Origin of the sequence: Corallococcus sp. AB018 (assembly GCF_003986945.1) — a bacterium.
Classification (GTDB): domain Bacteria; phylum Myxococcota; class Myxococcia; order Myxococcales; family Myxococcaceae; genus Corallococcus; species Corallococcus exiguus.
Genome location: NZ_RAWR01000036.1, coordinates 26,069 through 47,714 on the forward strand (window position 1 = coordinate 26,069; position 21,646 = coordinate 47,714).

Below are 21,646 nucleotides of genomic sequence, written 5' to 3' on the forward strand. Positions count from 1 at the left end.
CCTACTTCGTCTGGAGCACCACCGTGGCCGCGGCCACGCCGGCATCATGGGTGAGCGCGAGCATCGCGTCCCACCCCCGCGCTTCCATCACTTCACGGGCCACGCCGGAGAGCACGAAGCGCGGCGGACCGCCCTCGCGCACCACCTCCATGTCCCGCCACTTCACGCCCGGAGGCACGCCCATCGCCTTCACCAGCGCCTCCTTCGCCGCGAACCTCGCCGCGTACGCGCTGGCCGCGTCGTGCCGGGGCGCGCAGTACGCGCGCTCGCCGTCGGTGTACACGCGCGTGAGGAATGCCTCCGCGCGCGGACCTTCGAGGATGCGCTGGATGCGCTCGATGGAGCAGAGGTCCAACCCCAGTCCGACGATGGGCATGCGGGCCTACCCCGGGTCGCGCATCAGTTCGAGCATCTCACGCACCGCGCGCTCGAAGCCCACCAGCACCGCGCGCGCCACGATGGCGTGCCCGATGTTCAGCTCGTCGATCTCCTGGATGCGAGCGATGGCCTGCACGTTGTCGTAGTTGAGCCCGTGCCCGGCGGCCACGCCCATGCCCAGCTTGGCGCTCGCCTTGGCCGCGTCCACGATGCGCGCCAGCTCCCGCGCGCGCTCCTTCTCGTTGCGCGCCTCGCAGTAGCGGCCCGTGTGCAGCTCGATCCGGTCCGCGTTCACCTTGTGCGACGCGCGCACCTGATCCAGGTCCGGGTCGATGAACAGCGAGACGGCGATCTCCCCGTCCTTGAGGTTCTTGATGATCTTCGCGATGGACTCGCGCTGACCCGCGACCTCCAGGCCGCCCTCGGTGGTGAGCTCCTCGCGCCGCTCGGGGACGAGCGTCACCACGTCCGGCTTGTACTCGTAGGCGATCTTCACCATCTCCGCGGTGGCGGCCATCTCCAGGTTCAGGAGCGTCTGCACCGTCTCACGGAGGATGCGCAGATCCCGGTCCTGGATGTGGCGCCGGTCCTCGCGCAGGTGGATGGTGATCTGCCGGGCGCCGGCCAGCTCCGCCATCGCCGCGGCCGTCACCGGATCCGGATACACGGTGCGCCGCGCCTGCCGCAGCGTCGCCACGTGATCCACGTTGACACCCAGTCGCTGTCCCATCGTCCCGCTCCTTGCGCTGGCGCGGTGCGGGATTGTCCAGGGACCCGGGCCCGCGCCGGCCCCTCTATTCGTGGCCGGCGTCCGGAAGTCAACCGCCGTCGCTAGCCGTTGAGCGCCTTGGAGAGCGCCTCGACGATTTCGCGGGCGTACGCCTCGTTGCGCGCCGCGTCCTCGCCTTCAATCAGCACGCGGGCCTTGGGCTCCGTGCCGGAGAAGCGCACCAGCACGCGGCCGTTGTTGCCCAGCTTCTGCTCCACGTTCTTGATGGCCTTCATCACCGTGGGCAGCTCACCCAGCTCGCGCTTCTGCTTCACCACGACGTTGAGCAGCGTCTGCGGCACCGGCTGGAAGATGGAGGCCAGCTCCGACAGCGGCTTCTGCTGGCGGCACATCACGGCCAACAGCTGCAGCGCCGCGAGCGTGCCGTCGCCCGTGGTGGTGTGGTTCAGGAAGATGAGGTGGCCGCTCTGCTCGCCGCCCAGGCTGTAGCCATTGCGGCGCATCTCGTCCACGACGTGCCGGTCGCCCACGCGCGTGCGGACCACCTTCACGCCCCACTGGGACACCGCGCGCTCCAGGCCGATGTTGCTCATCACCGTGGAGACGAGCGTCTTCTTCTTCAGCTCCTTGCGCGCGACGAGCTCACCCGTGCAGATGGCCATGATGGCATCGCCGTCCACGACGTTGCCCTTCTCGTCCACGACGATGAGGCGGTCCGCGTCGCCGTCCAGCGCGACGCCCAGGTGGGCGCCGTGCTTCACCACCGCCTTGGCCAGGCCCTCCGGGTGGAGCGCGCCGCACTTGTGGTTGATGTTCTTGCCATCCGGGGACACGCCCAGCGCGATGACCTTCGCGCCCAGCTCCTCCAGCACCGCGGGCGCCGTGCGGTACGCCGCGCCGTTGGCGCAGTCCACCACGATGGTCATCCCCTCCAGCGTCAGCTCGCGGGGGAACGTGGCCTTCAGGTAGACGATGTAGCGGCCGCGCGCGTCGTCCAGGCGGATGGCCCGGCCAATCTTGGTCGCCGTGGGACGGATGTTGTCGATTTCGCCGCTGGAGACCAGCTCTTCAATCTTGGCTTCCGTCTCGTCCGGCAGCTTGAAGCCGTCGCGCCAGAAGAACTTGATGCCGTTGTCCTGGTACGGGTTGTGGGACGCCGAGATGACGGCGCCCGCGTCCGCGCGCATGGACGTGGTGAGGTTGGAGATGCCGGGCGTGGGCAGCGGGCCCACCTGCTCCACGTCGACGCCCATGGAGATGAGGCCGGCGGACAGGGCCTGCTCCAGCATGTAGCCGGAGAGGCGCGTGTCCTTGCCCACGATGACCCGGTGGCGGTGCGGACCGCTGCGGATGAGGTACGCCAGGGCGCGGCCGAGCTTCATCGCGACCTCGGCCGTCATTGGATAGACGTTGGCCACGCCACGAACGCCGTCCGTGCCGAACAGCCGCTCCGTCTTCTGAGCTTCCTTGGGGGGCATGTCCATCCTGTACGCCATGTGTGCCGCTCCACCTTTCCCATTGCCGGAAGGGCTCCGGCCACTCGCGTCCGGGGCTTATACCCCGTCCGGCACGTGGGCCCGAAGCTAGGGATGCGGTGTCACCCAGGCAAGCGCCCAGGCGTGCGGACCTGGCCTGTTTACGACGTTGGGGCTTGCCCCCGTCAGCCGCCGTACAGGTCGCCGCCGCCCCGAGCCCGCCGGATGGCGTCCGCCACCGCCAGCGCGTCCCGCGCCTCGCCCACGTCGTGCACCCGCACCACGTCCGCGCCGCCCAGGATGGCCATGGCCGCCACGGAGCCCAGGGTGGCCGCCAGGCGCTCCTGGGGGCCCTTGCCGCCCGTCAGCTTCCCGAGGAAGGACTTGCGGCTGGTGCCCACCAGAAGGGGCTGCCCCAGCCCCCGCAGCTCCTCCAGACGGCGCAGGAGGAAGAGGTTGTGCTCCAGCGTCTTGCCGAACCCGATGCCCGGGTCCAGGAGGATGCGCTCGCGCGGGATGCCGGCCTCGGTGGCCTGGAACATCCCCTCCTCCAGGTAGTCCATCACCTCGCCCACGACGTCCTGGTAGCGAGGGTCCTGCTGCATCGTCTTCGGCATGCCCTGGGTGTGCATGAGGCAACACGCGGCGCCCGCGGCGGCCACCACGCCGGCCAGCGCCGGCTCCGAGTGGAAGCCGGTGACGTCGTTGATGAGGTGGGCGCCGGCCTTGAGCGCCTCCTTCGCCACCGCCGCCTTCGTGGTGTCCACGGAGATGGGCACGGTGGAGCGGCGCTTGATGCCCTCCACCACCTGGAGGATGCGCGAGAGCTCCTCGTCCGCGGACACCGGGAGCGAGCCCGGCCGGGTGGACTCGCCGCCCACGTCCAGGATGTCCGCGCCCGCGTCCACCAGCCTCATCGCGTGCTCCACGGCGCTGGCCGCGTCCGGGAAGCTGCCGCCGTCGGAGAAGCTGTCCGGCGTCACGTTCACCACGCCCATGAGGTACGTACGCGTGCCCCACTCGAACCGCCGCCCGCTCAGGGTCAGCGCTGGCATGGGCGCGGGGGACAGCGCCTCCTCCAGGGCCCGCGCCAGGCCGTCCGTGCGAGGAGACTTTCGGGCGAGCGAAATCAGCCGGTCGAACTGCTGGCGGCTGCCGGACAGGAGCACCTCGCCCGGGTGGTCCACGTGTCCACCCGGCGTCCAGGTGGGCAGCTTCTCCCGCTCCTTGGAGCCGTATGGCGGCACCAGCTCCTCCTCGTAGGAGGGACGGCCCCCGGTGACGAGCACGTGCGCGTAGCCCAGCTCGCGCGCCAGGTGCTCGCGGTTGCGAGGAGACAGGTTCAGGCGGCGGAGGACCAGCGACAGGTCGTCGGGGCGGTCGCGGGAGATGAGGCGTGCGCGCAGCACGGTCAGGACCCCTTCAAAGCGTGTGGACGGCGGTGAATCAGTGTCGCCGCTTCGCCGGGTCCAGGGAAGGGAGGACGACTGGAACGCGCAGGGCGTCACGGCGAAAAGCAGAAGGCCCTCCCCGATACGCGGGAAGGGCCTTCGTCACTTCAGGAGGAAGCCTTGAGAGGCGTTACGCCTTCTTCGGCTCCATGTTGGGCAGGCCCTCGAGCGCGTCGAGGATCTTCCGCTTGTCCTTCTTCTCCGTCGGCTTCGGCGAGGAGCTCACGCGCGGCGCCGGGCGCTCACGGGTGAGCTGGCCACCCTGGAGGATGATGTTCACGTCCTCGGCGTCGAGCGTCTCGTACTCCACCAGGGCGTCGGACACGCGCTGGAGCACATCCAGCTTGTCCGTGAGCAGCTGCTTGCCGGTGGTGTAGCAGCCCACGACGATGCTGCGGACCTCCATGTCGATCTGCCGGGCGGTGTCCTCGGAGTAGTCCTTGGACGAGTTGAAGTCGCGGCCCAGGAAGACCTCACCGTCGCTCTTGCCGAACGCCAGCGGGCCCATCTTCTCGCTCATGCCCCAGCGGCACACCATGGCGCGCGCCGTCTCCGTCGCCCGCTCGATGTCGTTCGCCGCGCCGCTGCTCATCTCGTTGAACATGAGCTCTTCGGCGATGCGGCCACCCATGGCCATGGTGATCTGGTCGAGGATCTGCTTGCGGTAGCCGTTCACCTTGTCCTCGGTGGGCAGGCTCCAGGTGACGCCCAGGGCCTGGCCGCGCGGGATGATGGTGACCTTGTGCAGCGGGTCGCAGCCGGGCAGCAGCTTGGCCAGGAGCGCGTGACCGGCCTCGTGGACGGCCGTGTTCCGCTTCTCCTTGTCGGTCATGATCATGGACCGGCGCTCCGGGCCCATGAAGACCTTGTCCTTCGCCTGCTCGAAGTCCGCCAGGTCCACGCGCTCCTTGTTCTGGCGCGCGGCCATCAGGGCCGACTCGTTGACCAGGTTCTCCAGGTCCGCGCCCGTCATGCCGGGGGTTCCGCGGGCGATGACCTCCAGCTCCACCTCCGGGGCCAGCGGCACGCGGCGGGTGTGCACCTTCAGCACGCCCAGGCGGCCCTTGAGGTCCGGACGGGGAACGATGATGCGGCGGTCGAAGCGGCCCGGGCGCTGGAGCGCCGGGTCCAACACGTCCGGACGGTTGGTGGCGGCGATGAGGATGACGCCGTCGTTGGACTCGAAGCCGTCCATCTCCACCAGCAGCTGGTTGAGCGTCTGCTCACGCTCATCGTGACCGCCGCCCAGGCCCGCGCCACGGTGGCGGCCCACGGCGTCGATTTCGTCGATGAAGATGATGCAGGGGGCGTTCTTCTTGCCCTGCTCGAAGAGGTCGCGCACGCGGCTGGCGCCGACGCCCACGAACATCTCCACGAAGTCCGAGCCGGAGATGGAGAAGAACGGGACGCCCGCTTCACCGGCCACCGCGCGGGCGAGCAGCGTCTTGCCCGTACCCGGGGGGCCCATCATCAGGACGCCCTTGGGGATGCGGCCGCCCAGCTTGGTGAACTTCTTGGGGTCCTTGAGGAAGGCGACGATCTCCTCCAGCTCCTCCTTGCACTCGTCCACGCCGGCCACGTCCGCGAACGTGACCTTGTTGTGGCTTTCGCTGAGGAGCTTCGCCTTCGACTTCCCGAACGTCATCGCCTTGCCGCTGCCGCCCTGGAGCTGGCGCATGAAGAAGATGAAGAACAGGAACAGGAAGACGACGGGCATCCACTGCCCGAGGATGGTCAGCCAGAGGCTGTTCTGCTCCTCGCGCTCGTACTTCACGTCCACGCCGGAGGCGCGGAGCTGGTTGAGCACGGCCACGTCCGGCGGGGGCCCCGTCGTCCGGAACTTGTCGTTCGAGTCGCTGAACGTACCGGAGTAGGTATTGCCCTTGACGGAGACGGCACGGACCTTCTTCTCCTCCACCTTGGTCAGAAGCTGGGTGAAGGTCGGTTCCTGCACCTGCTCGTTGCCTTGCGAGAAGAAATTGTAGAAGGCGACGAAGAGGACGATCAGGATGACCCAGAGCCCGATGGTCTTGTAGGTCGAACGCACGTTTCAGCTGCCCTTTCGGTACTCGGCGGGATGAGGGCCGTGCCAGGAGGAACCCTGGCGAAGTTCGTCATGTGCCCGGCGCCCGCCCGTGTGCAGGCCAGCGACGGACCGTATCAGCAACAGCAAAAAGCCCTCAACTATTTAGGGGACCGCGACCATCCCCCGTTTCGAAGCTTCGACTCTATAACGGAGGGGTCTTCCGTTCGCTCGTGAGCGGAGGAAAGGCCCACAGCGAGTGTCGGGAAGCCACCTCGCGCGAAGCCGCACCCGGTTCGACGAAGCGCGGCAGGACGCCGGGAAGCCACAGCGGTTCCCCGCGCGCGTCCACCACCACCGGCTGCGCGTCGCGCGCCTCCGAAGGAACGCGGGCATCCACCATCACGTCCTGCACCTTGCGGTGGCCCGCGCGCGTCCGGACGCGGTCGCCCTGCTTTCTCGAACGCACCGTGAGTGGCCACGCCGTCCCCTCCTCCAACATCAAGGCCAACACGCCTGGGGGCGGAAATCCTTCCGCGGCCACCTGGAAGCGCCACGCGCCGAAGTCCCCCTGGGCCCCCGGCCCCGCGAGCACCAACGGCGCGGGCGGTGATTCCCCTCCAGGTCCCACACACCGCACCCGCCCGCCGGTGGCCTTCAGGAGGAAGCCGTCGCTCAGAGGAATGGCGCCCCCGCGCGCCACCACCTCCCGCGCGCGCTCCAGCGTGGCGTGGTCCACCCGGGCGCCCGCCGTGCCCAGCAGCCGTGCGAGCACGCGGCGCCACAGCGGAGGCTCCAGCGCGCGAAGCCCCACGGCGTCCAGCCCGCCCCCGGACAGCGCCAGCCGCTCCCACGCCGCGTCCGCCAGCCCGTCGAGCAGGGCTTCGTCCTCGGAGGCGAGCCGCGCGAAGGTGGCCAGGTGCTCCACGGTGCTGAAACCCGCCGCGCGGTTCAGCGCGGGCAGCACGTCCTGGCGCACACGCGTGCGGAAGAAGGACGGGTCCGCGTTCATCGGATCCACCACGAACCCCACCTCCTCGGTGGTCAGGAAGGCGAACACGTCCTCGCGCGAGCACGCGAGCAACGGGCGGAGGAGCGTGGCAGCACGGGCGTGGATGGAGCGTGCGCCCCGGAGCGCCGTTCCCCGGGACAGGCGCATCAGCAGCGTCTCCGCCTGGTCATTGAGCGTGTGGCCGGTGGCCACGAAGTCCAGGCCGCGCTCCTGTCGCAGGACCTCCAGGGTCGCGTACCTCGCCGCGCGCGCGCGCGCCTCCAGCCCCGCCCCGGGCGACAGCGCGAGCCGCCGGACGTGGCAGGTCAGCCCCAGGCGCTCGGCCAGACCTACGACGGAGGTCACCTCCCGCGCGGCCTCCGCCCGGAGACCGTGGTCCACCGTCGCCACCTCCACGTGCAGCGCCAGCGCCTCGCGCACGCGCGCCGTTCCGACGAGGAGCGCGGTGGAGTCCGCGCCTCCGGAGACGGCCAGCAGCACCGAGCGCGAACGGGCGCCGTGCTCGGCATACGAGCGGGCGAGCCTGCCGGGCAGCGAGGAGCTTTCAGGAGACGCGCGAGGCATGGCGCCAGCGTTCGGAATGGAGTGTCAGATGACCGGGTTACAGATTCGCGGTGACGGAAGCGTGGGGATGCATTCCATGATTCCCACAACGGAAGGACGCGGGGCGGAAATAGAACGGCGCTTCGCGGTTGTTGGTCGGACGTTCTGGACTTCATGACGTTGGACCTAGGGGTCCCCCCCCTCCCCCTCTGGGTCCACGGGGCCGCTCGGAGATTCGCTCCCTGCGGTCCCTCTTTCCGAAGCGCCCCGGTCTCCCCTGTGGAGGCCGGGGCGTTTCACTTTTTTGACCGGGGCACTCTTTGTCGGAAGTGGAGCGTTCAGCCCTCGGGCGCACGCTTGAGTGCTCCGAAACCGTTGACCCTTCAGGGCGTCTGTCGGATAACCGCTCCGGTGTGTTCAGGTCGTCACCTCGAATCCGCCCCGGAGACCCAGGCATGGCAGGCACCGACAAGCGCAAGCAGTCGCTGTACTTCCCCGAGGAGATGCTGAAGGAGATCCAGGAGGAAGCGAACCGGCAGGACCGTTCTCTCTCTTGGGTGGTGCAGCAGGCCTGGAAGATCGCCCGCGACCGCATCAAGTCGTTCCCTGCCGTGAATGACGTCACGGGCGACGAGCGCACGGACCCGCGCGAAGAAAGGCCGTAAGGCAGGGCAATGGCCACCACGGATCACCGCAAGCAATCCCTCTACTTTCCCGAGGACATGCTGGAAGAGATCCAGCGTGAGGCAACGCGGCAGGATCGTTCCCTGTCGTGGATCGTCCAGCAGGCATGGAAGGTCGCCCGCGCTGACATCCGCCGCATGCCCTCGGTCAACGACGTGCTGGGCCCCCTGCCTCCACGGCCGGTGGCCGCCGCGGCGCAGACAGCCACCTCCGCTCCCGCGGTGGTGACGTCCAGCGCCCCGGCATCCTCGGACGAGCCCTCGAAGCCGTAGGGCTCCATCCACCCCGGCCCCCGTAAGTCCGACACCGCGCGAGACGTCAGCGCGGGGCGGGCCGGGAGGGCCGGGCACAGTTAGCGAAGACGATGCGCGGGGCTTCCTTCAGCGCCTGGACCGGGCTGGGGTACGTGCTCTTCATGTACGCCGCCGCGATGTTGGCGTCCGTGCCGCCCAGCTTGCGCGCGGTCACCGGGTTGCGGTCCGGGTCCTGACCCGCGTTGCCCAGGATGCCGCCGTAGCCGTCCCCTCCTGACAGCAGGAACGTGGACATCGCCACCCGGTAGCGGATGGACGCGTCGTCGCGCGCGGGGATGGACACGGCGCGGCCGCGCACGCGCAGCTCCGTCACGCGCTGGCCCGCCGCACGCGCGCAGTCCACGCGCATGCTGGTGCCGTCGGACACGTGGAGGAACGCGCCGGACGGAGACACGATGGCCTGCCCCTCCACGGCCAGCGTCTCCACGGAGTGCTCGAAGAGGTCCACGAGCTGCTTCTCCGTGAGGTCCACCGTCACGACGAGGTTTTCGAAGAGGATGACCTCGTGCAGGACGCCGTCGGTGAGCGGCCCCGTGCGCAGGGACGTGCGGGTGACGCACAGGCCCTCGTCGCGCAGCGAGCCGCCGTTGATGATGCCCAGCTCCGTGGCCTTCGAGGCGCCATCCTCCGCGTGGAGGAACGCGTCCGCGGCCAGCTGCCCCAGCGCGTTGTTGTCGTGGCGGGTGAAGGCGGAGCCCAGCTGGACCTCCTCGCCCAGGTAGCCCACGACGGCGTCGGGGTCGTCCACCAGCGGGGTGCAGGAGTCGTTGTACGCGAGGCACCCGGGCAAGAGCGTGAGTGCCGCGAGCGCGGCGGTGAGGTGGCGGCGGTCCATCAGTAGAAGGCCCTCAGGGTGAGGTAGCCGGACACGCCCTCGCGCGGCAGCAGGCCGGTGACGCGGTCCGGCCGGGGCACGTCGTCGCGCAGGTCGTGGTCGAAGAGGTTCTGTGCGTAGAGCGTCACCTCGAAGTGCTCCCAGATGGGCTCGGTGCGCAGCTGCGCGGTGATGAGGCTGTACGCGGGAATCTCATAGCGGCGGATGAGCTCCAGCGTGGAGCGGTTGTTGTTGCGCCGCTCGGCGCCGGAGCGCACCACCACGTCCAGGTTCACCCAGTCCCCCAGGGGCATGGACACGCCCGCGTTGAAGCGCGCCTGGGGCACGTCCGTGAGCAGCCGGGCCTGCTCCGGCACCTCCAGGTCCTGCGCGCGGGACAGGCTGGCGTTGACCCACGCGGCGGCGCGCTTGGACGCCTCCAGGCGGGCCTCCGCCTCCACGCCGTACACGCGCACGCCCAGCTCGCGGTTGCGCAGGGGGACGATGTTGCCGCTGGTGTCCACCGGGGTGATGGGCGAGGCGAAGTTCTGCAGGAAGGCGTTGGCGCGCACGCGCACGCGGGTGTCGCCCGCGGCCTGGACCAGGTCCATGCCCAGCTCGAAGGTGTCCACGGTGGTGGGCTTCAGGAGCGGGTTTCCCTCGAAGCGGCCCTGGTTGTAGTCGGTGTCGGGGATGCGCTCGACCAGCTCCTGGGGCGTGGGGGCGCGGAAGGCTCGGCCGTACAGCGCCTTGAGCACCAGCGCGTCCGACGCGGCGATGACCAGGCCCACGCGCGGGTTGACCCGCACCACCATCTTGCTGGCGTCGAGCGTTCCTGACGCCTCCGCGTCGGGAAGCTGGATGGCGTCCAGGCGCAGACCGAAGGTGAGCGTGAGCGCGGAGAGCACGGTCCACTGGTCCTGCGCGGAGAGGCCCAGGTTGAGGCGGCGGGAGGCCGCGCCCTTCGTGAGGTCCACCAGCCCTTCAGGGGCGGCGGGGCTGGGGCGCAGGCGGCCGTCGAGCGTGTAGTTCGTGGTGTAGTCGTACTGGGACAGCGACTGCTGTTCGGCGACGAAGCCCAGGGTGAGGTGGTTCTCCTTCGTCAGCGCGAGGTCCGCGTCCACGGAGGCCGTCACGGTGCGCACGGTGACCTGCGTCTGCTCCTGGAGTCCCTCGGGGAAGAGGCGGTCCGCGCCGTCACCGGTGCGGAACTCCAAGGGCGTGAGCTGGAACATGCGGTCGGTGGACTGCTGATCGAAGCCCAGCCGGGCGCGCACCTGGCCGCCGTCGGAGAGGGGCCGCTCCCAGGTGAGGTCCGCGAGGAGCACGTCCCAGGACAGCTGGGAGTCGTTGCCCACGGTGTCGAACAGGCCGACGAGCGCATCGCGCTTCTCGGAGAGGTAGCGAGCGGTGATGCCCACGCGGCCGGCGCTGTCCAGGCCGTAGGACACGCCTCCGCCCGCGTTGAGGAGGAAGCGGCCGTCACGGGTGCGGCCCGCGGGCTGGTCCACGTCGCGAAGGCCCTGGGCCACGGACTCGTCATCGAGCGCGTCGTGGTCGATGACCAGCGAGTCGCCTTCCTGCGTCCAGAGGTCCAGGTCCGCGAACAGGCGCAGGTCACCGGTGGTGTGCGCGGCGGACAGATGGCCGTCGGTGGCGAGCGCCAGGCGGCCGTCGTCGCGAGGAACACCGCCGGTGGTGATGGCGCCGCGGACGCCGTCGGCGTGGTTGGTGACGAGGTTGACGACGCCCTGGAACGCGCCCGCGCCGTAGACGGCGGAGCCGGGGCCGCGGATGACCTCGATGCGCTCCAGGTTCTCCACCGGCAGGTTCATGAGCGCCTTGCCGTCGAAGAAGTTGTTGAGGCGGTGGCCGTCGAGGAGGAAGAGCACCTCCGCGTCGTTGCGCAGGCCCCGGATGGCGGTGCGGTGGAAGCCCTGCACGTCGCGGCTGACGGACACGCCGGGCACCACGTCCAGCACGTCCGCCACCGTGCGGGCACCCAGGGCAATCATCTGCGCGCGGTTGAAGGAGGCACCGATGGCCGGCACGGTGCGGACAGACGCCTCCTGGAGGGTCGTCACCGCGAGCACGTCCTCCGCGCTGTAGAGCGCCAGGTCGTCGTCCATGGCGCTGGGGGAGGAGGAAGCGCGAGGCTCCGGAGGAAGGTCCGCGTTGAGCGCGGCCATGGCGTCGTCGGAGCTGGAAGCGCGCGCGTTGCTTCCGTCAGCACGGCCGGGAGCCCGCGAGTCCGTACCGCTCGTGCGAGCCGAAGCGCGAGGGTCGGCCGTGTCCGTTCGGGTCGGCGCGCGCGAACCGTCCGTTCGGGCCGTGCGCGAATCCGTGCCGTCCGTGCGGCTTGGGGCTCGCGAATCCGTGCCGTCCGTGCGGCTCGAAGCGCGTGGATCGGACGCGTCCGTGCGGTTCGAAGCACGCGGGTCCGCACCGCCCGTGCGGCTTGAGGCACGTGGATCCGTACCGCTGGGAGTGCTCGATGCTCGCGGGTCGGAAGCTCCCGGACGGGAGTCCACGCTGTCCGTTCGATTCGAAGTCCGCGAATCGGTGGTCCCCGTGCGTGCGCCCGTTCCATCCGGACGACCCGCGGGAGGAGGCGGAGTCGGAGCGCTCCCCGAGTCATCGTCCTCCCCTGCCCCCGACGGCGGCGCGAAGGCATCGATGTCGGGCGTGGACCTCGGTGCGTCACGGGTCCCCTTGCGGACCGGCGGCGCGCGGACCGGCGGGGGCTCAGCGGTCTGCGTCCCCACCATCACCCTCGCGGGCCGGAGCGCGGACATGAAGAGCGGCGCGCGCTCCCCATTCACCATCGCCGCTTCGACGAAGTACTCCACTCCGGGTGGCACCATGTGCTCGGCGGGAATCACCGCGCGGTACAGGTCTCCGTACTGCCGCTCCATGGAGACCTGGACGTACGGCTCGCCCGGGCCGCGATAGCGGACGAAGAGCTCCAGCACCTTGGCGCCATCCACCAGCGTCGCATCCAGCTGGAGGGGCTGTCGGGCCTCGGAGCGCGGCGGCGATGCGTGCAGCAGCGCGGCCTCTTGCGCGTGGACGGGGGCCGCGGCGAACACCACGGCACAGAGGATGAGCGTGCGAGGAAGAACGGTCTGCAAGATTGACGGCGATGGTCCGTTGCAGGGCCATGCGAGTCAAGCAAGCCACCTTCCCGCGTCCCGCCGATTTTTTGCCGCCCCCGCGAGCGCATGCGACGGTGCCTGTCGCTCCATGCGCGCGTCGCTTGCCCTTCACCTCGCCCTCTTCCGCCGCCAACGCGCCCAGATCGCCCGGGTGGTCGAAGGCCGCACCGAAGCCTTCCGCGCCTACGAGGCCCGGTACCGCCGGCGCACGAGCACCTACCAGAGCGTGGTCTCCCTGACCCACGTGCACCAGCGCATCGCGGCGTCGGACCTCGTCTACGTCGGCGACTACCACACGCTGCCGCTCGCCCAGCAGACCTACCTGGACCTCGCCGAGCGCGCCCTCGCCTCCGGCCGCCGCGTCGTGCTGGCGCTCGAGTGCGTGGAGGGCCGTCATCAGGCCGCCCTCGACGCGTACCTCGCGGGACGCCTGCCCGAGCGCACCCTGATGTCCCGGCTGGGCCATGGTCCCACCCCGGGCTTCGGTCCCGGCGCCGGCATCCGCGCCGTGCTGGCCTTCGCGAAGCGCCTCAAGCTCCAGGTGGCCGCCATCGACCGGCGGGCCCAGGGAGAGCGTTCGCTCGCGCTGCGCGACGCCTTCGCCGCGGAGCGCATCGCCCGTGTGGCCCGCGCTGAGGATGTCCCGCTGGTGATGGTGTTGGTGGGCCAGTTCCACGCAGCGCCCTGCCACCTGCCCGCGCAGGTGGAGCGCGCGTTGGGAGACACCCATCCGCGCCGCGGCCTCGTCGTGTACCAGAACGCCGAAGGCCTCTGGTGGCGCCTCGCGCGCGAAGGCCGGCTGGGCAGCGCGGAGGCCGTGGAGCTGGCGGACGGCGCGCTGTGCCTGATGAACGCTTCGCCCGTCCTCTGCCAGCAGAGCTTCCTGGACTACCTGGAGGCCGAAGGCGACGACGCGCCCCTGTTGGACCGCAGCGCCGCGGAGCGCTTCCGGGACATGGCGGAGCTCATCGGTGGGCTCGCGGGCGTGTCCGTCGGGCGCGAACTGGACTCGGTGGAGGTGACGACGGCGGCGGATGGCGACGTGCTCGCCCGCATCCGTCGGCGCGGCCGCTTCACGCAGGCGGAGCTGTCCCAGCTGCGCAAGCACATCCTGTCGCGCGAGAGCGGCTACATCCCGCGCGCGCGCACGGCCTACCTCGCGTCATTGTCCCTGAACCACGCCGCGGAGGAGGCCGCCCACTTCGTGCGCCACTGCGCCGTGGGCGACGCCATGGACGCCCCGCGCGGCGCGTCCGAGGCCTTCTACGCACGCTGTCTGGAAGAGGCCCTGGGCTTCTTCGGCTCCAAGCTGATCAACCCGCGCCGCACCTGCCCCAACGTCACGGAGTGGGCGAAGCGCTTCGGCGAGGCCCGGGGCCTGGAGCGGCAGATCGCCGCCTTCGTCCTCGCCCACAAGGCCACGGAGTCCGAGGCCCCCGACGAGGCCGTGAAGCTCCTCCCCCTGCGCCGCGACCGCCTGTTCCACGGCGTCAGCCACGCGCTCGGCTACCTCCTGGGGGACAGCCTCTACCGGGCCTTCGACGCCGGTCAGGTGGACATCGCCGACATCCGCGCCCTCTTCCGGGATCCGCTCGTGGATCCGCGCGGCGCGTACCTGGCATGGGCCGCGCGCCTGCGGGGCATCTAGTCCTCCGGTGGCATCGCGGCTGCTGAATCCCGCATCCAATTGACGCTACATTCCGGCGGCATGACCCCATCTCCTCGTCCGCTCACGGGCGTTGTGTCCGCTGTCCTCCTGTTCCTCGCCGTGGGCCTCGTGATGCCCGGGTGCTTCCCCACTCAGGGCGCCTGCGTCCATGGCTCGTCCATCTATTTCTGCAATGAGGACACCGAAGACGAGTGCCGCGACTTCTGGTGCGACGGCTGGGACTACTGCGGCTACTTCGACGGCGACTCGTGCGAGGACGTGGGCTTCTCTGACGGCGAGGTGTCGCTGAACAGCTTCTCCGAGCCGAGGACGCCCGACTGGAGCTGGGGAACGCCTTCCGGCGGTGGTGGCGGCGGCGGCGGTGGCGGCAGCGGCAACGGCGCGTGCGCCTACTACGATTCGAACCTGAACCGTGTGCTCTGTGATCAGCGCACCTCGGCCTCCAGCTGTTCGGGCAAGTGGATGGGCAGCGGCACCAACTGCTCCAGCCTCAAGTGCACGAGCAACACCGACCCCAACAGCTGCACCGTGTCGGGTGGAAGCTCGGGCGGCACCTGCACGTCCACCTACCAGGGCCCCACCGGCGACGCGCAGGTCTACACGCAGTGCGCTTCCGTGTGGAACTACCGCTGCCAGCAGAAGAACGACAGCGCCGCGGACCAGAACTGCCTCGTCTACGACTCGCTCGAAGCGACGGTGGAGTGCCCGTACTGCCCTTGAGCCACCAGGCCGGCGGGCCGCGAAGCAGCGGTCCACCGGCAAGCGGGAGCGCTGAGACTCAGGCGCGGTTGGCGATGGTCTTCGGCGGCAGCTTGAGGACCTGGCCCACCTTGATGTGGTCCGGGTCCTTGAGCTGATCCTTGTTGGCCTCGAAGATCTTCGTGTACAGCTTCATGTCCCCGTAGATGTCCTTGGCCAGCTTGCTGAGCGTGTCGCCGGACTTCACGGTGTGCACGCCGTAGGGCTCCTCGTGGGTCACGGTGAGCATGACCATGATTTCATCGTTCCACTTCGGGTGCTTCGCCTTGATCTGATCCCACATGCGATCGCGGTCGAAGGCGTGGTCGACGGTGCCCTTGATGATGAGCTTGCCGTTCTCCTCGCGCGCTTCGACCTTCGCGCCCACGTTCTTCGCCACGTCCAGCACGTCCTGGTAGTCGTTCTGCAAGGCCATCCGTGTTCTCCTGTCGTGAGGGCGCGAACTCAAGCACTCCGCCCCCTGGCCATGACGGACCGCCGGGAAGGACGTGAACGAAGCTCAACACTGCGGAGCCAGGAGCTGTTCAGAGCACCACGTCCGCGCCGGGCTCCGGTGCGACGTTCAGCTCCTCGGGCGGTGCGAAGGTGCCGTCCGGCCGCAGCTCACGCAGGACCTCCTCGCGGCTCAGGCGCACCTCGCGGATGGTGCCATCCGGCGACAGTGCGTAGACGCGGTCCTGGTCCTCCACGCCCACGAAGAGGCCGCCCAGCGCGGGATGGAGCATCACCAGCGCGAGCTCCGTCTCCAGCGGCCCCGGGAAGAGCACGTGCGCGTGCGCGGAGAACTGGGGCCGCTCGCCGTCCGCGTCCGGCGCGACCGACACGGGGATGAGCCCCTGGTGCAGGGGCAGCTCCTGGAGCTTCTGACGGCCGTCCTTGCTGAACTTGAAGCGGAAGTCGCCGCCCAGCAGGTACAGGTTCGAGTCGTCGAAGCCCTGGAGCACGTAGACGGTGATGCCGTCGTCCTCCTCCAGCACGACGGGCTTGAGCTGCTTGCGGCCGTGCACCTGGTAGACGCGCTCGCAGGCGGCGCTCGCTGCGCGGGCCAGGGCGTCCATGCCTTCGGGCAGGGACTCGACGGGAAAGTCCTCCATCTCGCCGGAGAACTCGATGGGCGCGCGGTACGCGTACGCGGGAACGAACGCGTCCTGCGGATTGAAGCGGCCGAAGACGGAGTACCAGGCGTTGCCGCGCGGCACGGTGAAGACCCCGTTCACCCGCGAGCGGTCCACGTCCGGACGCGCCTGCAGCAGGTCCGTGGCGCTGGTGGTGCCCTTCTCCGATTCGACGATGTACTGCGCGCGCTTCTGCACGCGCTGGAGCTCCTTGTCCGCCACCAGCTCCACCGGTGACTCCGCCGCGTCCGGCGCGCCCACCGGGGCCTGCGCCGCTTCCGCCTGGGGCGCGCTGGAGTGCGCGCGACAGCCGGCGGTCAGTGCGACGAGGGCGACGAGGAGACTGCGAAGCATGGGGACTCCCGCGGACGTAAGGGCCCGGTCAGTCTGTGCCGGCCGGGGCCCTCGCGTCACGTTCCCCAATCACGGTGGGACCTCAGGCGCCCTGCTGCGTGGGCGCCAGCGCCGCCTTGATCTTCTCCTTCAGCGCCTTGCGGCGCTCCTTGAACTGCGAGCGCGTGGTCTCGTCGACCTGGCCGTTGCTGGAGGCGCGCGCGGCCTTCATCTCCTCGTGGAGCTGCTTGGCCTCCGCCTTGAAGCCGTCCGCCTGGGCCTGCGTCAGGCGCCCTTCGGCGACCTGCTTGTCCAGCCGGTGATCCATGCGGCCGAACTTGTGGCCCCCGCCGCCGTGCTTGCCCCGGCGGCCCTCGCACTGGCCGGCGTTGGAGTCGGACGGCGCGGCCGTCTGGGCGAGCACGGGCACGGCGAGGAGCAGCGTGGCGACGGCGGTACCGCGAAGCATGGACTTGAGCGACATGGTGTGTGGACTCCGGGTTCAGGTCAAAACGCTCCGGGAGCAGCCGTGCAGCCTGCTTCCCGTCGCGCTCTGACACTCAAAACCCCGGAGCCCGCCGAAGGTTAAATCGCCTCCGGAAAACCGCCGGCTACTGGCAGTCCGCCAGGCCGTAGGTGAAGTCCTGGCGAGGCGTGTGGCCCGGGTCCTGGTTGATGGCCGCGATGCTCAGGTCCGTGTACGACACCGTCTGCGTGCTGCCGATGACCATCTGCGTGCGCTGCACGCGCGTGGTGGACAGCACCACCTTGCCAATCGAGCCACCGGGCTCGACGCGGTAGCAGTTCATGATGCGCGGGTCCACCGTGGAGCGGCGGCACTGCGTGTACTGACCCAGCACCGTGCGCTGCTCATACGTGCAACGGCAGTCCCAGGGGTCATAGGCCTCCACCACCGTGGCCGCCTCGTAGCCCGTGGCGGTCTGGACCACCTCCAGGTAGCTGCCATCCTGCGGCTGCGTGCAGCGCATCAGCGTGTCACCCACGGCGCCCTGCTTCACCTCCGCCAGCGCGGGATCCACCTTCACCTGCGCGCCCGCCTCGATGGCCTGCAGCGGGTCCCTCGCGTCCGCACCCTCACAGCCCAGGCCCAGCAGCGAAACACCCAGCATCACGACCGCGGAAAAACGCAGCGACACCTTCATGGACGACTCCTACGAATGGGGGGATGCCCGGGAGGACCCCCCGGACATCTCACCTGTAGGCTTTCGCGGCGGCCAGGTGCAACGCCCTTCTGTGTCACGAACGCGATTCAGGCTTCAGGGCACGCGTGGCCATGAAGGTGGGCAGGAACGTGGAGAGCAGGTCCTTTCCCCCTTCGTACTTGTCCTCGAACAGGTTCGTGAGCACGAAGCCCGCCTCCATCTGTCCGCCCAGCTGCTCCTCCAGCGAATGGCCCACGACCATGGGCTCATCCTTGTCGGTGTAGCGGCGGCGCTCCTCGACGGTGAGGCTGGTGAAGTCCGAGTACGGCATCGTGTACTTGAGCCGCATCACGCCCTTCTCCTCGTCCACCGGGTCGAAGAGGTAGCGCACCGGGTTGCAGATGCCCGACAGGAGCACGCCGCCCGGCCGCAGCACGCGGAAGGCCTCGCGCCACACCGGGAGAATCTCCTCCGCGAAGCAGTTGGAGCACGGGTGGAAGATGAGGTCGAAGCTCCCGTCGGCGAACGCGGACAGGTCGCGCATGTCGCCCTCCACGTACTGGAGGGTGAGTCCCTCGCGCTCGGCCACGTTGCGGTCCTGCGCCAGCTGCGCGGGCGAGTTGTCGAACACGGTGACGTTCGCGCCCGCCGCCGCGAGCACCGGACACTGCTGGCCGCCCGCGCTCGCCAGGCCCAGCACGTCCTTGCCCTTCAGGTCCCCGAACCACGCGCGAGGCACGGGCTTCGTCGGGGTGAGCACCACGCTCCAGTCGCCCCGTCGCGCGGCGGCGATGACCTCCGGATCCACCGGCAGCGTCCATCGGTTGCCGCGTCCCACCTCGCCGTTCCACGCCTCGCGGTTGTACGTCCGCACGTCCAGGTCAGTCTTCATGCAGCACCCGTCCTTCCATGCCCCCGGCCACGGTGACGACCTCGCCCGTCACGTGTCCGGAGATGCGATCCGACGCAAGCGTCACCACGACGCGCGCCACGTCCTCCGGCTGCCCCACCTTGCGCAGCGGCATCGTCCGCGTGACGCGGCCGACGAATTTGGGGTCACCCAGCTTGTCGCGGTTGCGATCCACTTCCGTCCAGCCCGGGCACACCACGTTGACGCGGCCCATGGGCGCGATGCGGTGCAGTTCGTTCTTCAGGCTCTTCACGAAGCCCGCCGCCAGCGCGCCCTTCGCCGCCGCGTAGTCCGTGTGGCCCGCCTCACCGAAGAGGCCCGCCGTGGAGCTGATGATGACGATGGTGCCCGTGCCCGTGGTCTCCACGTGGCGCAGGAACGCGCGGCAGCTCAAGAACACGCTGTCCAGGTTCTGCGCCAGCGTGCGCCGCCAGCGCTCCAGCGACATCCGCCACAGCGGCTCATCGGGTGCGGGATAGACGCCGGTGTTGCACACCAGCACGTCCAGCCGGCCCAGGTCCTTCACCGCCTGGGGCACCAGCGCGTCCACGTCCGCCTCCACCGTGAGGTCCGCGCGCACGGCCGCGCCGCCCACCTCTCGCGCCAGTGCCGCCGCCTTCTCCTGGCTGCGGTGGTAGTGCACCGCGACCTTCGAGCCCTCGCCCGCGAACGCCCGCACCAGCGCGGAGCCGATGCCGCCCGCGCCGCCCGTCACCAGCACGCCCTTGCCCTGCAGTCCCGTGTCCATCGCTGCGCGACTCCTCGTGGGCTCCCGTCAGAGCGGGAGGAATGCGCGGCATGATGCCCGAGCCATCCGGCGCGGACAGCCGGGACGTAGGGGCGGTGTCGGCGGGTGCGCTGCGTGCCGGGCAGCGGGACGAAATGCGCGGCGAGAACCTGACAGCGACGCGCTACGGCGTGGACAGCCGCGCGCGGATACCCGCCACGAGCAGGTCCAGCCCGAAGGCGAACCGGCGGTCGAAGTCGCGGTCCAGGATGGCGTCCACCGCGCCGGCCGCGTGCGGATAGCGCGCCGAGGCGAGCTGACGCAGCGCCCCTTCCCGCTCCTTCGCTTCGGCGTCCTGCGCGGTGAAGCCCTGCTCCTCGATGGTGAAGCCGAGCACGTAGTCGAGCACGGTGAAGGCCGCCCAGCCCGCCGCTCGCGAGTCGAACCCCGCCCGAGTCAGCGCGCCAATCACGGTGTCGGAGACGCGCAGCGTGTGCTCGGACACCACGATGGTGCCGGCGTAGACGCGGGCGCCGTCCCGGTGGGCCAGGAACGCGCGCCGCAGCTCCTCCGCCACGGTGCGCACCACCGGCTCCCACGGTGACTCCGGCGTCAGCGTGCGCGCCACGTCCCGCACCAGCGTGTCCGCCATCGCGTCCAGCAGGGCCTGCTTGCCCGGGAAGTGCCAGTACAGCGACGGGGCCTGGATGGAGAGCGCCTTCGCCAGGACGCGCATCGTGAGGCCCTCCAGGCCGTGATCGTCCAGCAGCGTCCACGCCGCCGCCACCACCTGCTCCCGCTGGATTCGCATGCCCGCGCTGCCCCTCGCTGGCTTGACAATCTAACGCCGTTAGTCGATCCCTAACAACGTTAGTTTGACGCCTTCGGGCGGGAGGTCGGTCATGGCGGAGGTCCTTGATGTGGCGGTGGTGGGGGGAGGTCCCACCGGGCTGTGGCTCGCGTGCGAGCTGGCGCTGGGGGGCGTTCGGGTGGAGCTGTTCGAGCGGCGCGTGGAGGCCGTGCGCGAGTCCCGGGCGCTGACGCTGCATCCGCGTTCGCTGGAGGTGCTGGCCCTGCGAGGGCTGGAGGGCCGGTTCCTGGAGCGGGGACGGCCGCTGCCCACCGGCCACTTCGCGATGCTCGACACGCGCCTGGACTTCAGCGTCCTGGACACGCGCTTCCCCTACACGCTGTTCCTTCCGCAGGCTGTGACGGAGGCCCTGCTGGAGGAACGGGCGCGGGAGCTCGGCGTGGCCGTGCGGCGCGGCCACACGGTGGAGTCCCTGCGACAGGACGACGAGGGCGTGGACCTGGAGGGATCCACGGACGCGGGCACGTTCCGCATCCGGGCGCGCTTCGTGGTGGGCGCGGACGGAGCCCGGAGCGCGGTACGGAGGCTTTCGGGCATCCCGTTCCCGGGGACGGACGTGACGCGCACATCGGTGTTGGGCGACGTGACGTTGGGCGCGCCGCCGGCCCAGCCCGCCCTCGGCATCTCGAACGAGCGCGGCGGCGTGATGGTGGTGCCCATGTCGCCGGGCATCCACCGAATCGTCGTGAATGATCCGCTCCGGGAGAAGGCGCCGGTGCGCGAACCCGTCACGCTGGAGGAGCTGCGGGAGAGCACGCTGCGCATCGCGGGTTCTGACTTCGGCATGCGCGAGCCCCGGTGGCTGTCCCGCTTCGGCAACGAGACGCGGCTCGCGGAGCGCTACCGCGAGGGACGCGTGCTGCTCGCGGGCGACGCCGCGCACATCCACTTCCCGGCGGGAGGCCAGGGGCTCAACGTCGGCCTGCAGGACGCGATGAACCTGGGATGGAAGCTCGCGGCGGTGGTGAAGGATGGTGCGCCGGAGGCATTGCTCGACAGCTACTCGCGCGAGCGTCGTCCCGTGGGTGAAGCGCTGATCCACAACACGCTGGCGCAGACCGCCCTCATGGGCGCCACACGGGAGACGCTGGCGCTGCGCGAGTTGCTGAGCGGATTGCTCCGTGAGCCCCGGCTGAACCGCCAGCTCGCGGACAACATCGGGGCGCTCGACGTGGGCTACGCGCCGCTGGATGTGCCCGCGCCCCAGACACCCTCACCGCTGCTGTCCGAGTGGTGCGGCCGACGCCTGAGCGACGTGGAGCTCGGCACGGACGCGCGGCTCTACGCGGCGCTGCATCCGGGCCGGTGGTTGCTGCTGGGTCTGGGCGAGGACGACGCACGCCCCCTGCCCCGCTGGGAACCCGGCTGGCCCTCCCAGGTGACGACGCTGCGCGGTCGCCTGGGACGCGCGGACTTCGAAGGCGTGGGCGGCCTGCTGGTGCGTCCGGACGGCCATGTCGGCTGGGCCTGGGCCGCGTAAGCAGCCGGGAGGCCGCACCGCTTTCGATCATCGCGGAGAC

Annotated in this window: 20 protein-coding genes; 5 read left to right on the top strand and 15 right to left on the bottom strand. The window is 70.1% G+C overall.

Annotation, left to right across the window (positions count from 1 at the left end; all coding sequences use genetic code 11):
- Position 1: 1 nt before the first annotated feature.
- The 6 genes from D7Y11_RS10420 to tilS form a co-directional block, all read right to left on the bottom strand.
- Positions 2-376 (bottom strand): holo-ACP synthase, encoded by a 375-nt coding sequence (locus tag D7Y11_RS10420; RefSeq protein ID WP_120574344.1) that lies wholly within the window; start codon positions 374-376, stop codon positions 2-4.
- A 6-nt stretch (positions 377-382) separates the two neighbouring features.
- Positions 383-1,108, bottom strand: a complete 726-nt coding sequence (locus D7Y11_RS10425; RefSeq protein ID WP_120550607.1) for a pyridoxine 5'-phosphate synthase — start codon at positions 1,106-1,108, stop codon at positions 383-385.
- Between the two features lie 101 nt (positions 1,109-1,209).
- Positions 1,210-2,604, bottom strand: coding sequence for a phosphoglucosamine mutase (gene glmM / locus D7Y11_RS10430; RefSeq protein WP_120574345.1), 1,395 nt, complete (start codon positions 2,602-2,604; stop codon positions 1,210-1,212).
- 164 nt (positions 2,605-2,768) lie between these two features.
- Complete coding sequence (folP, locus tag D7Y11_RS10435; protein ID WP_126933594.1) at positions 2,769-3,992, bottom strand: dihydropteroate synthase; 1,224 nt, start codon at positions 3,990-3,992, stop codon at positions 2,769-2,771.
- A 172-nt stretch (positions 3,993-4,164) separates the two neighbouring features.
- Positions 4,165-6,081 carry an ATP-dependent zinc metalloprotease FtsH gene (gene ftsH / locus D7Y11_RS10440; RefSeq protein ID WP_120574347.1) on the bottom strand — a complete coding sequence of 639 codons (1,917 nt, stop codon included), beginning with the start codon at positions 6,079-6,081 and terminating at the stop codon, positions 4,165-4,167.
- A gap of 181 nt (positions 6,082-6,262) precedes the next feature.
- Complete coding sequence (gene tilS, locus D7Y11_RS10445; RefSeq protein WP_126933595.1) at positions 6,263-7,633, bottom strand: tRNA lysidine(34) synthetase TilS; 1,371 nt, start codon at positions 7,631-7,633, stop codon at positions 6,263-6,265.
- Positions 7,634-8,067: 434 nt separating this feature from the next.
- Here tilS and D7Y11_RS10450 point away from each other — a divergent pair, with 434 nt between their 5' ends.
- Positions 8,068-8,277, top strand: coding sequence for a TIGR04563 family protein (locus D7Y11_RS10450; RefSeq protein WP_014396356.1), 210 nt, complete (start codon positions 8,068-8,070; stop codon positions 8,275-8,277).
- A 9-nt stretch (positions 8,278-8,286) separates the two neighbouring features.
- On the top strand, positions 8,287-8,568 hold the full coding sequence (locus D7Y11_RS10455; protein WP_014396355.1) for a TIGR04563 family protein: 282 nt from the start codon (positions 8,287-8,289) through the stop codon (positions 8,566-8,568).
- Positions 8,569-8,614: 46 nt separating this feature from the next.
- Here the strand turns inward: D7Y11_RS10455 and D7Y11_RS10460 are convergent, their stop codons facing one another.
- Together D7Y11_RS10460 and D7Y11_RS10465 are read right to left on the bottom strand one after the other, a co-directional pair.
- The gene (locus D7Y11_RS10460) at positions 8,615-9,445 is read right to left on the bottom strand and encodes a 5'-nucleotidase C-terminal domain-containing protein (RefSeq protein ID WP_120574349.1); all 831 of its coding nucleotides are present in this window, start codon (positions 9,443-9,445) and stop codon (positions 8,615-8,617) included.
- Positions 9,445-12,555, bottom strand: a complete 3,111-nt coding sequence (locus D7Y11_RS10465; RefSeq protein ID WP_121751934.1) for a TonB-dependent siderophore receptor — start codon at positions 12,553-12,555, stop codon at positions 9,445-9,447. Before D7Y11_RS10465 ends, D7Y11_RS10460 begins: the two co-directional genes overlap by 1 nt.
- A 112-nt stretch (positions 12,556-12,667) precedes the next feature.
- On the opposite strand from D7Y11_RS10465, the gene D7Y11_RS10470 reads away from it, so the two are divergent.
- Both D7Y11_RS10470 and D7Y11_RS10475 read left to right on the top strand, forming a co-directional pair.
- A complete protein-coding gene (locus D7Y11_RS10470) occupies positions 12,668-14,227 on the top strand; it encodes a ChaN family lipoprotein (protein ID WP_120574351.1) in 1,560 nt (519 codons plus the stop codon).
- A gap of 60 nt (positions 14,228-14,287) precedes the next feature.
- A complete protein-coding gene (locus tag D7Y11_RS10475) occupies positions 14,288-14,968 on the top strand; it encodes a hypothetical protein (protein WP_126933596.1) in 681 nt (226 codons plus the stop codon).
- Between the two features lie 58 nt (positions 14,969-15,026).
- Here D7Y11_RS10475 and D7Y11_RS10480 read toward each other — a convergent pair whose 3' ends face one another.
- The 7 genes from D7Y11_RS10480 to D7Y11_RS10510 form a co-directional block, all read right to left on the bottom strand.
- Positions 15,027-15,422, bottom strand: coding sequence for a LysM peptidoglycan-binding domain-containing protein (locus D7Y11_RS10480; protein ID WP_120574353.1), 396 nt, complete (start codon positions 15,420-15,422; stop codon positions 15,027-15,029).
- Between the two features lie 109 nt (positions 15,423-15,531).
- The gene (locus D7Y11_RS10485; protein ID WP_120574354.1) at positions 15,532-16,476 is read right to left on the bottom strand and encodes a hypothetical protein; all 945 of its coding nucleotides are present in this window, start codon (positions 16,474-16,476) and stop codon (positions 15,532-15,534) included.
- Positions 16,477-16,558: 82 nt separating this feature from the next.
- Entirely contained in the window at positions 16,559-16,939 is a 381-nt protein-coding gene (locus tag D7Y11_RS10490; protein ID WP_120574355.1) for a hypothetical protein, read from the bottom strand.
- A gap of 127 nt (positions 16,940-17,066) precedes the next feature.
- Positions 17,067-17,618: a hypothetical protein gene (locus tag D7Y11_RS10495; RefSeq protein ID WP_126933597.1), complete on the bottom strand. Its 552-nt coding sequence runs from the start codon at positions 17,616-17,618 to the stop codon at positions 17,067-17,069.
- 94 nt (positions 17,619-17,712) lie between these two features.
- Positions 17,713-18,510 carry a class I SAM-dependent methyltransferase gene (locus D7Y11_RS10500; RefSeq protein ID WP_126933598.1) on the bottom strand — a complete coding sequence of 266 codons (798 nt, stop codon included), beginning with the start codon at positions 18,508-18,510 and terminating at the stop codon, positions 17,713-17,715.
- A complete protein-coding gene (locus D7Y11_RS10505) occupies positions 18,500-19,276 on the bottom strand; it encodes an SDR family NAD(P)-dependent oxidoreductase (protein WP_121776759.1) in 777 nt (258 codons plus the stop codon). The genes D7Y11_RS10500 and D7Y11_RS10505 overlap by 11 nt, the downstream gene beginning before the upstream one ends.
- 163 nt (positions 19,277-19,439) lie before the next feature.
- A complete protein-coding gene (locus D7Y11_RS10510; RefSeq protein WP_120574359.1) occupies positions 19,440-20,066 on the bottom strand; it encodes a TetR/AcrR family transcriptional regulator C-terminal domain-containing protein in 627 nt (208 codons plus the stop codon).
- A 91-nt stretch (positions 20,067-20,157) separates the two neighbouring features.
- Here D7Y11_RS10510 and D7Y11_RS10515 point away from each other — a divergent pair, with 91 nt between their 5' ends.
- Entirely contained in the window at positions 20,158-21,606 is a 1,449-nt protein-coding gene (locus D7Y11_RS10515) for an FAD-dependent monooxygenase (protein WP_126933599.1), read from the top strand.
- The last annotated feature ends 40 nt before the right edge of the window (positions 21,607-21,646 follow it).

Excerpts from the sequence above, each read along its gene's own strand:
- D7Y11_RS10420 (WP_120574344.1), bottom strand. The coding sequence starts at position 376 with ATGCCCATCGTCGGACTGGGGTTGGACCTCTGCTCCATCGAGCGCATC.
- D7Y11_RS10425 (WP_120550607.1), bottom strand. The coding sequence starts at position 1,108 with ATGGGACAGCGACTGGGTGTCAACGTGGATCACGTGGCGACGCTGCGG.
- glmM (WP_120574345.1), bottom strand. The coding sequence starts at position 2,604 with ATGGCGTACAGGATGGACATGCCCCCCAAGGAAGCTCAGAAGACGGAG.
- tilS (WP_126933595.1), bottom strand. The coding sequence starts at position 7,633 with ATGCCTCGCGCGTCTCCTGAAAGCTCCTCGCTGCCCGGCAGGCTCGCC.
- D7Y11_RS10450 (WP_014396356.1), top strand. The coding sequence starts at position 8,068 with ATGGCAGGCACCGACAAGCGCAAGCAGTCGCTGTACTTCCCCGAGGAG.
- D7Y11_RS10455 (WP_014396355.1), top strand. The coding sequence starts at position 8,287 with ATGGCCACCACGGATCACCGCAAGCAATCCCTCTACTTTCCCGAGGAC.
- D7Y11_RS10460 (WP_120574349.1), bottom strand. The coding sequence starts at position 9,445 with ATGGACCGCCGCCACCTCACCGCCGCGCTCGCGGCACTCACGCTCTTG.
- D7Y11_RS10470 (WP_120574351.1), top strand. The coding sequence starts at position 12,668 with ATGCGCGCGTCGCTTGCCCTTCACCTCGCCCTCTTCCGCCGCCAACGC.
- D7Y11_RS10475 (WP_126933596.1), top strand. The coding sequence starts at position 14,288 with ATGACCCCATCTCCTCGTCCGCTCACGGGCGTTGTGTCCGCTGTCCTC.
- D7Y11_RS10480 (WP_120574353.1), bottom strand. The coding sequence starts at position 15,422 with ATGGCCTTGCAGAACGACTACCAGGACGTGCTGGACGTGGCGAAGAAC.
- D7Y11_RS10485 (WP_120574354.1), bottom strand. The coding sequence starts at position 16,476 with ATGCTTCGCAGTCTCCTCGTCGCCCTCGTCGCACTGACCGCCGGCTGT.
- D7Y11_RS10490 (WP_120574355.1), bottom strand. The coding sequence starts at position 16,939 with ATGTCGCTCAAGTCCATGCTTCGCGGTACCGCCGTCGCCACGCTGCTC.
- D7Y11_RS10495 (WP_126933597.1), bottom strand. The coding sequence starts at position 17,618 with ATGAAGGTGTCGCTGCGTTTTTCCGCGGTCGTGATGCTGGGTGTTTCG.
- D7Y11_RS10500 (WP_126933598.1), bottom strand. The coding sequence starts at position 18,510 with ATGAAGACTGACCTGGACGTGCGGACGTACAACCGCGAGGCGTGGAAC.
- D7Y11_RS10505 (WP_121776759.1), bottom strand. The coding sequence starts at position 19,276 with ATGGACACGGGACTGCAGGGCAAGGGCGTGCTGGTGACGGGCGGCGCG.
- D7Y11_RS10510 (WP_120574359.1), bottom strand. The coding sequence starts at position 20,066 with ATGCGAATCCAGCGGGAGCAGGTGGTGGCGGCGGCGTGGACGCTGCTG.
- D7Y11_RS10515 (WP_126933599.1), top strand. The coding sequence starts at position 20,158 with ATGGCGGAGGTCCTTGATGTGGCGGTGGTGGGGGGAGGTCCCACCGGG.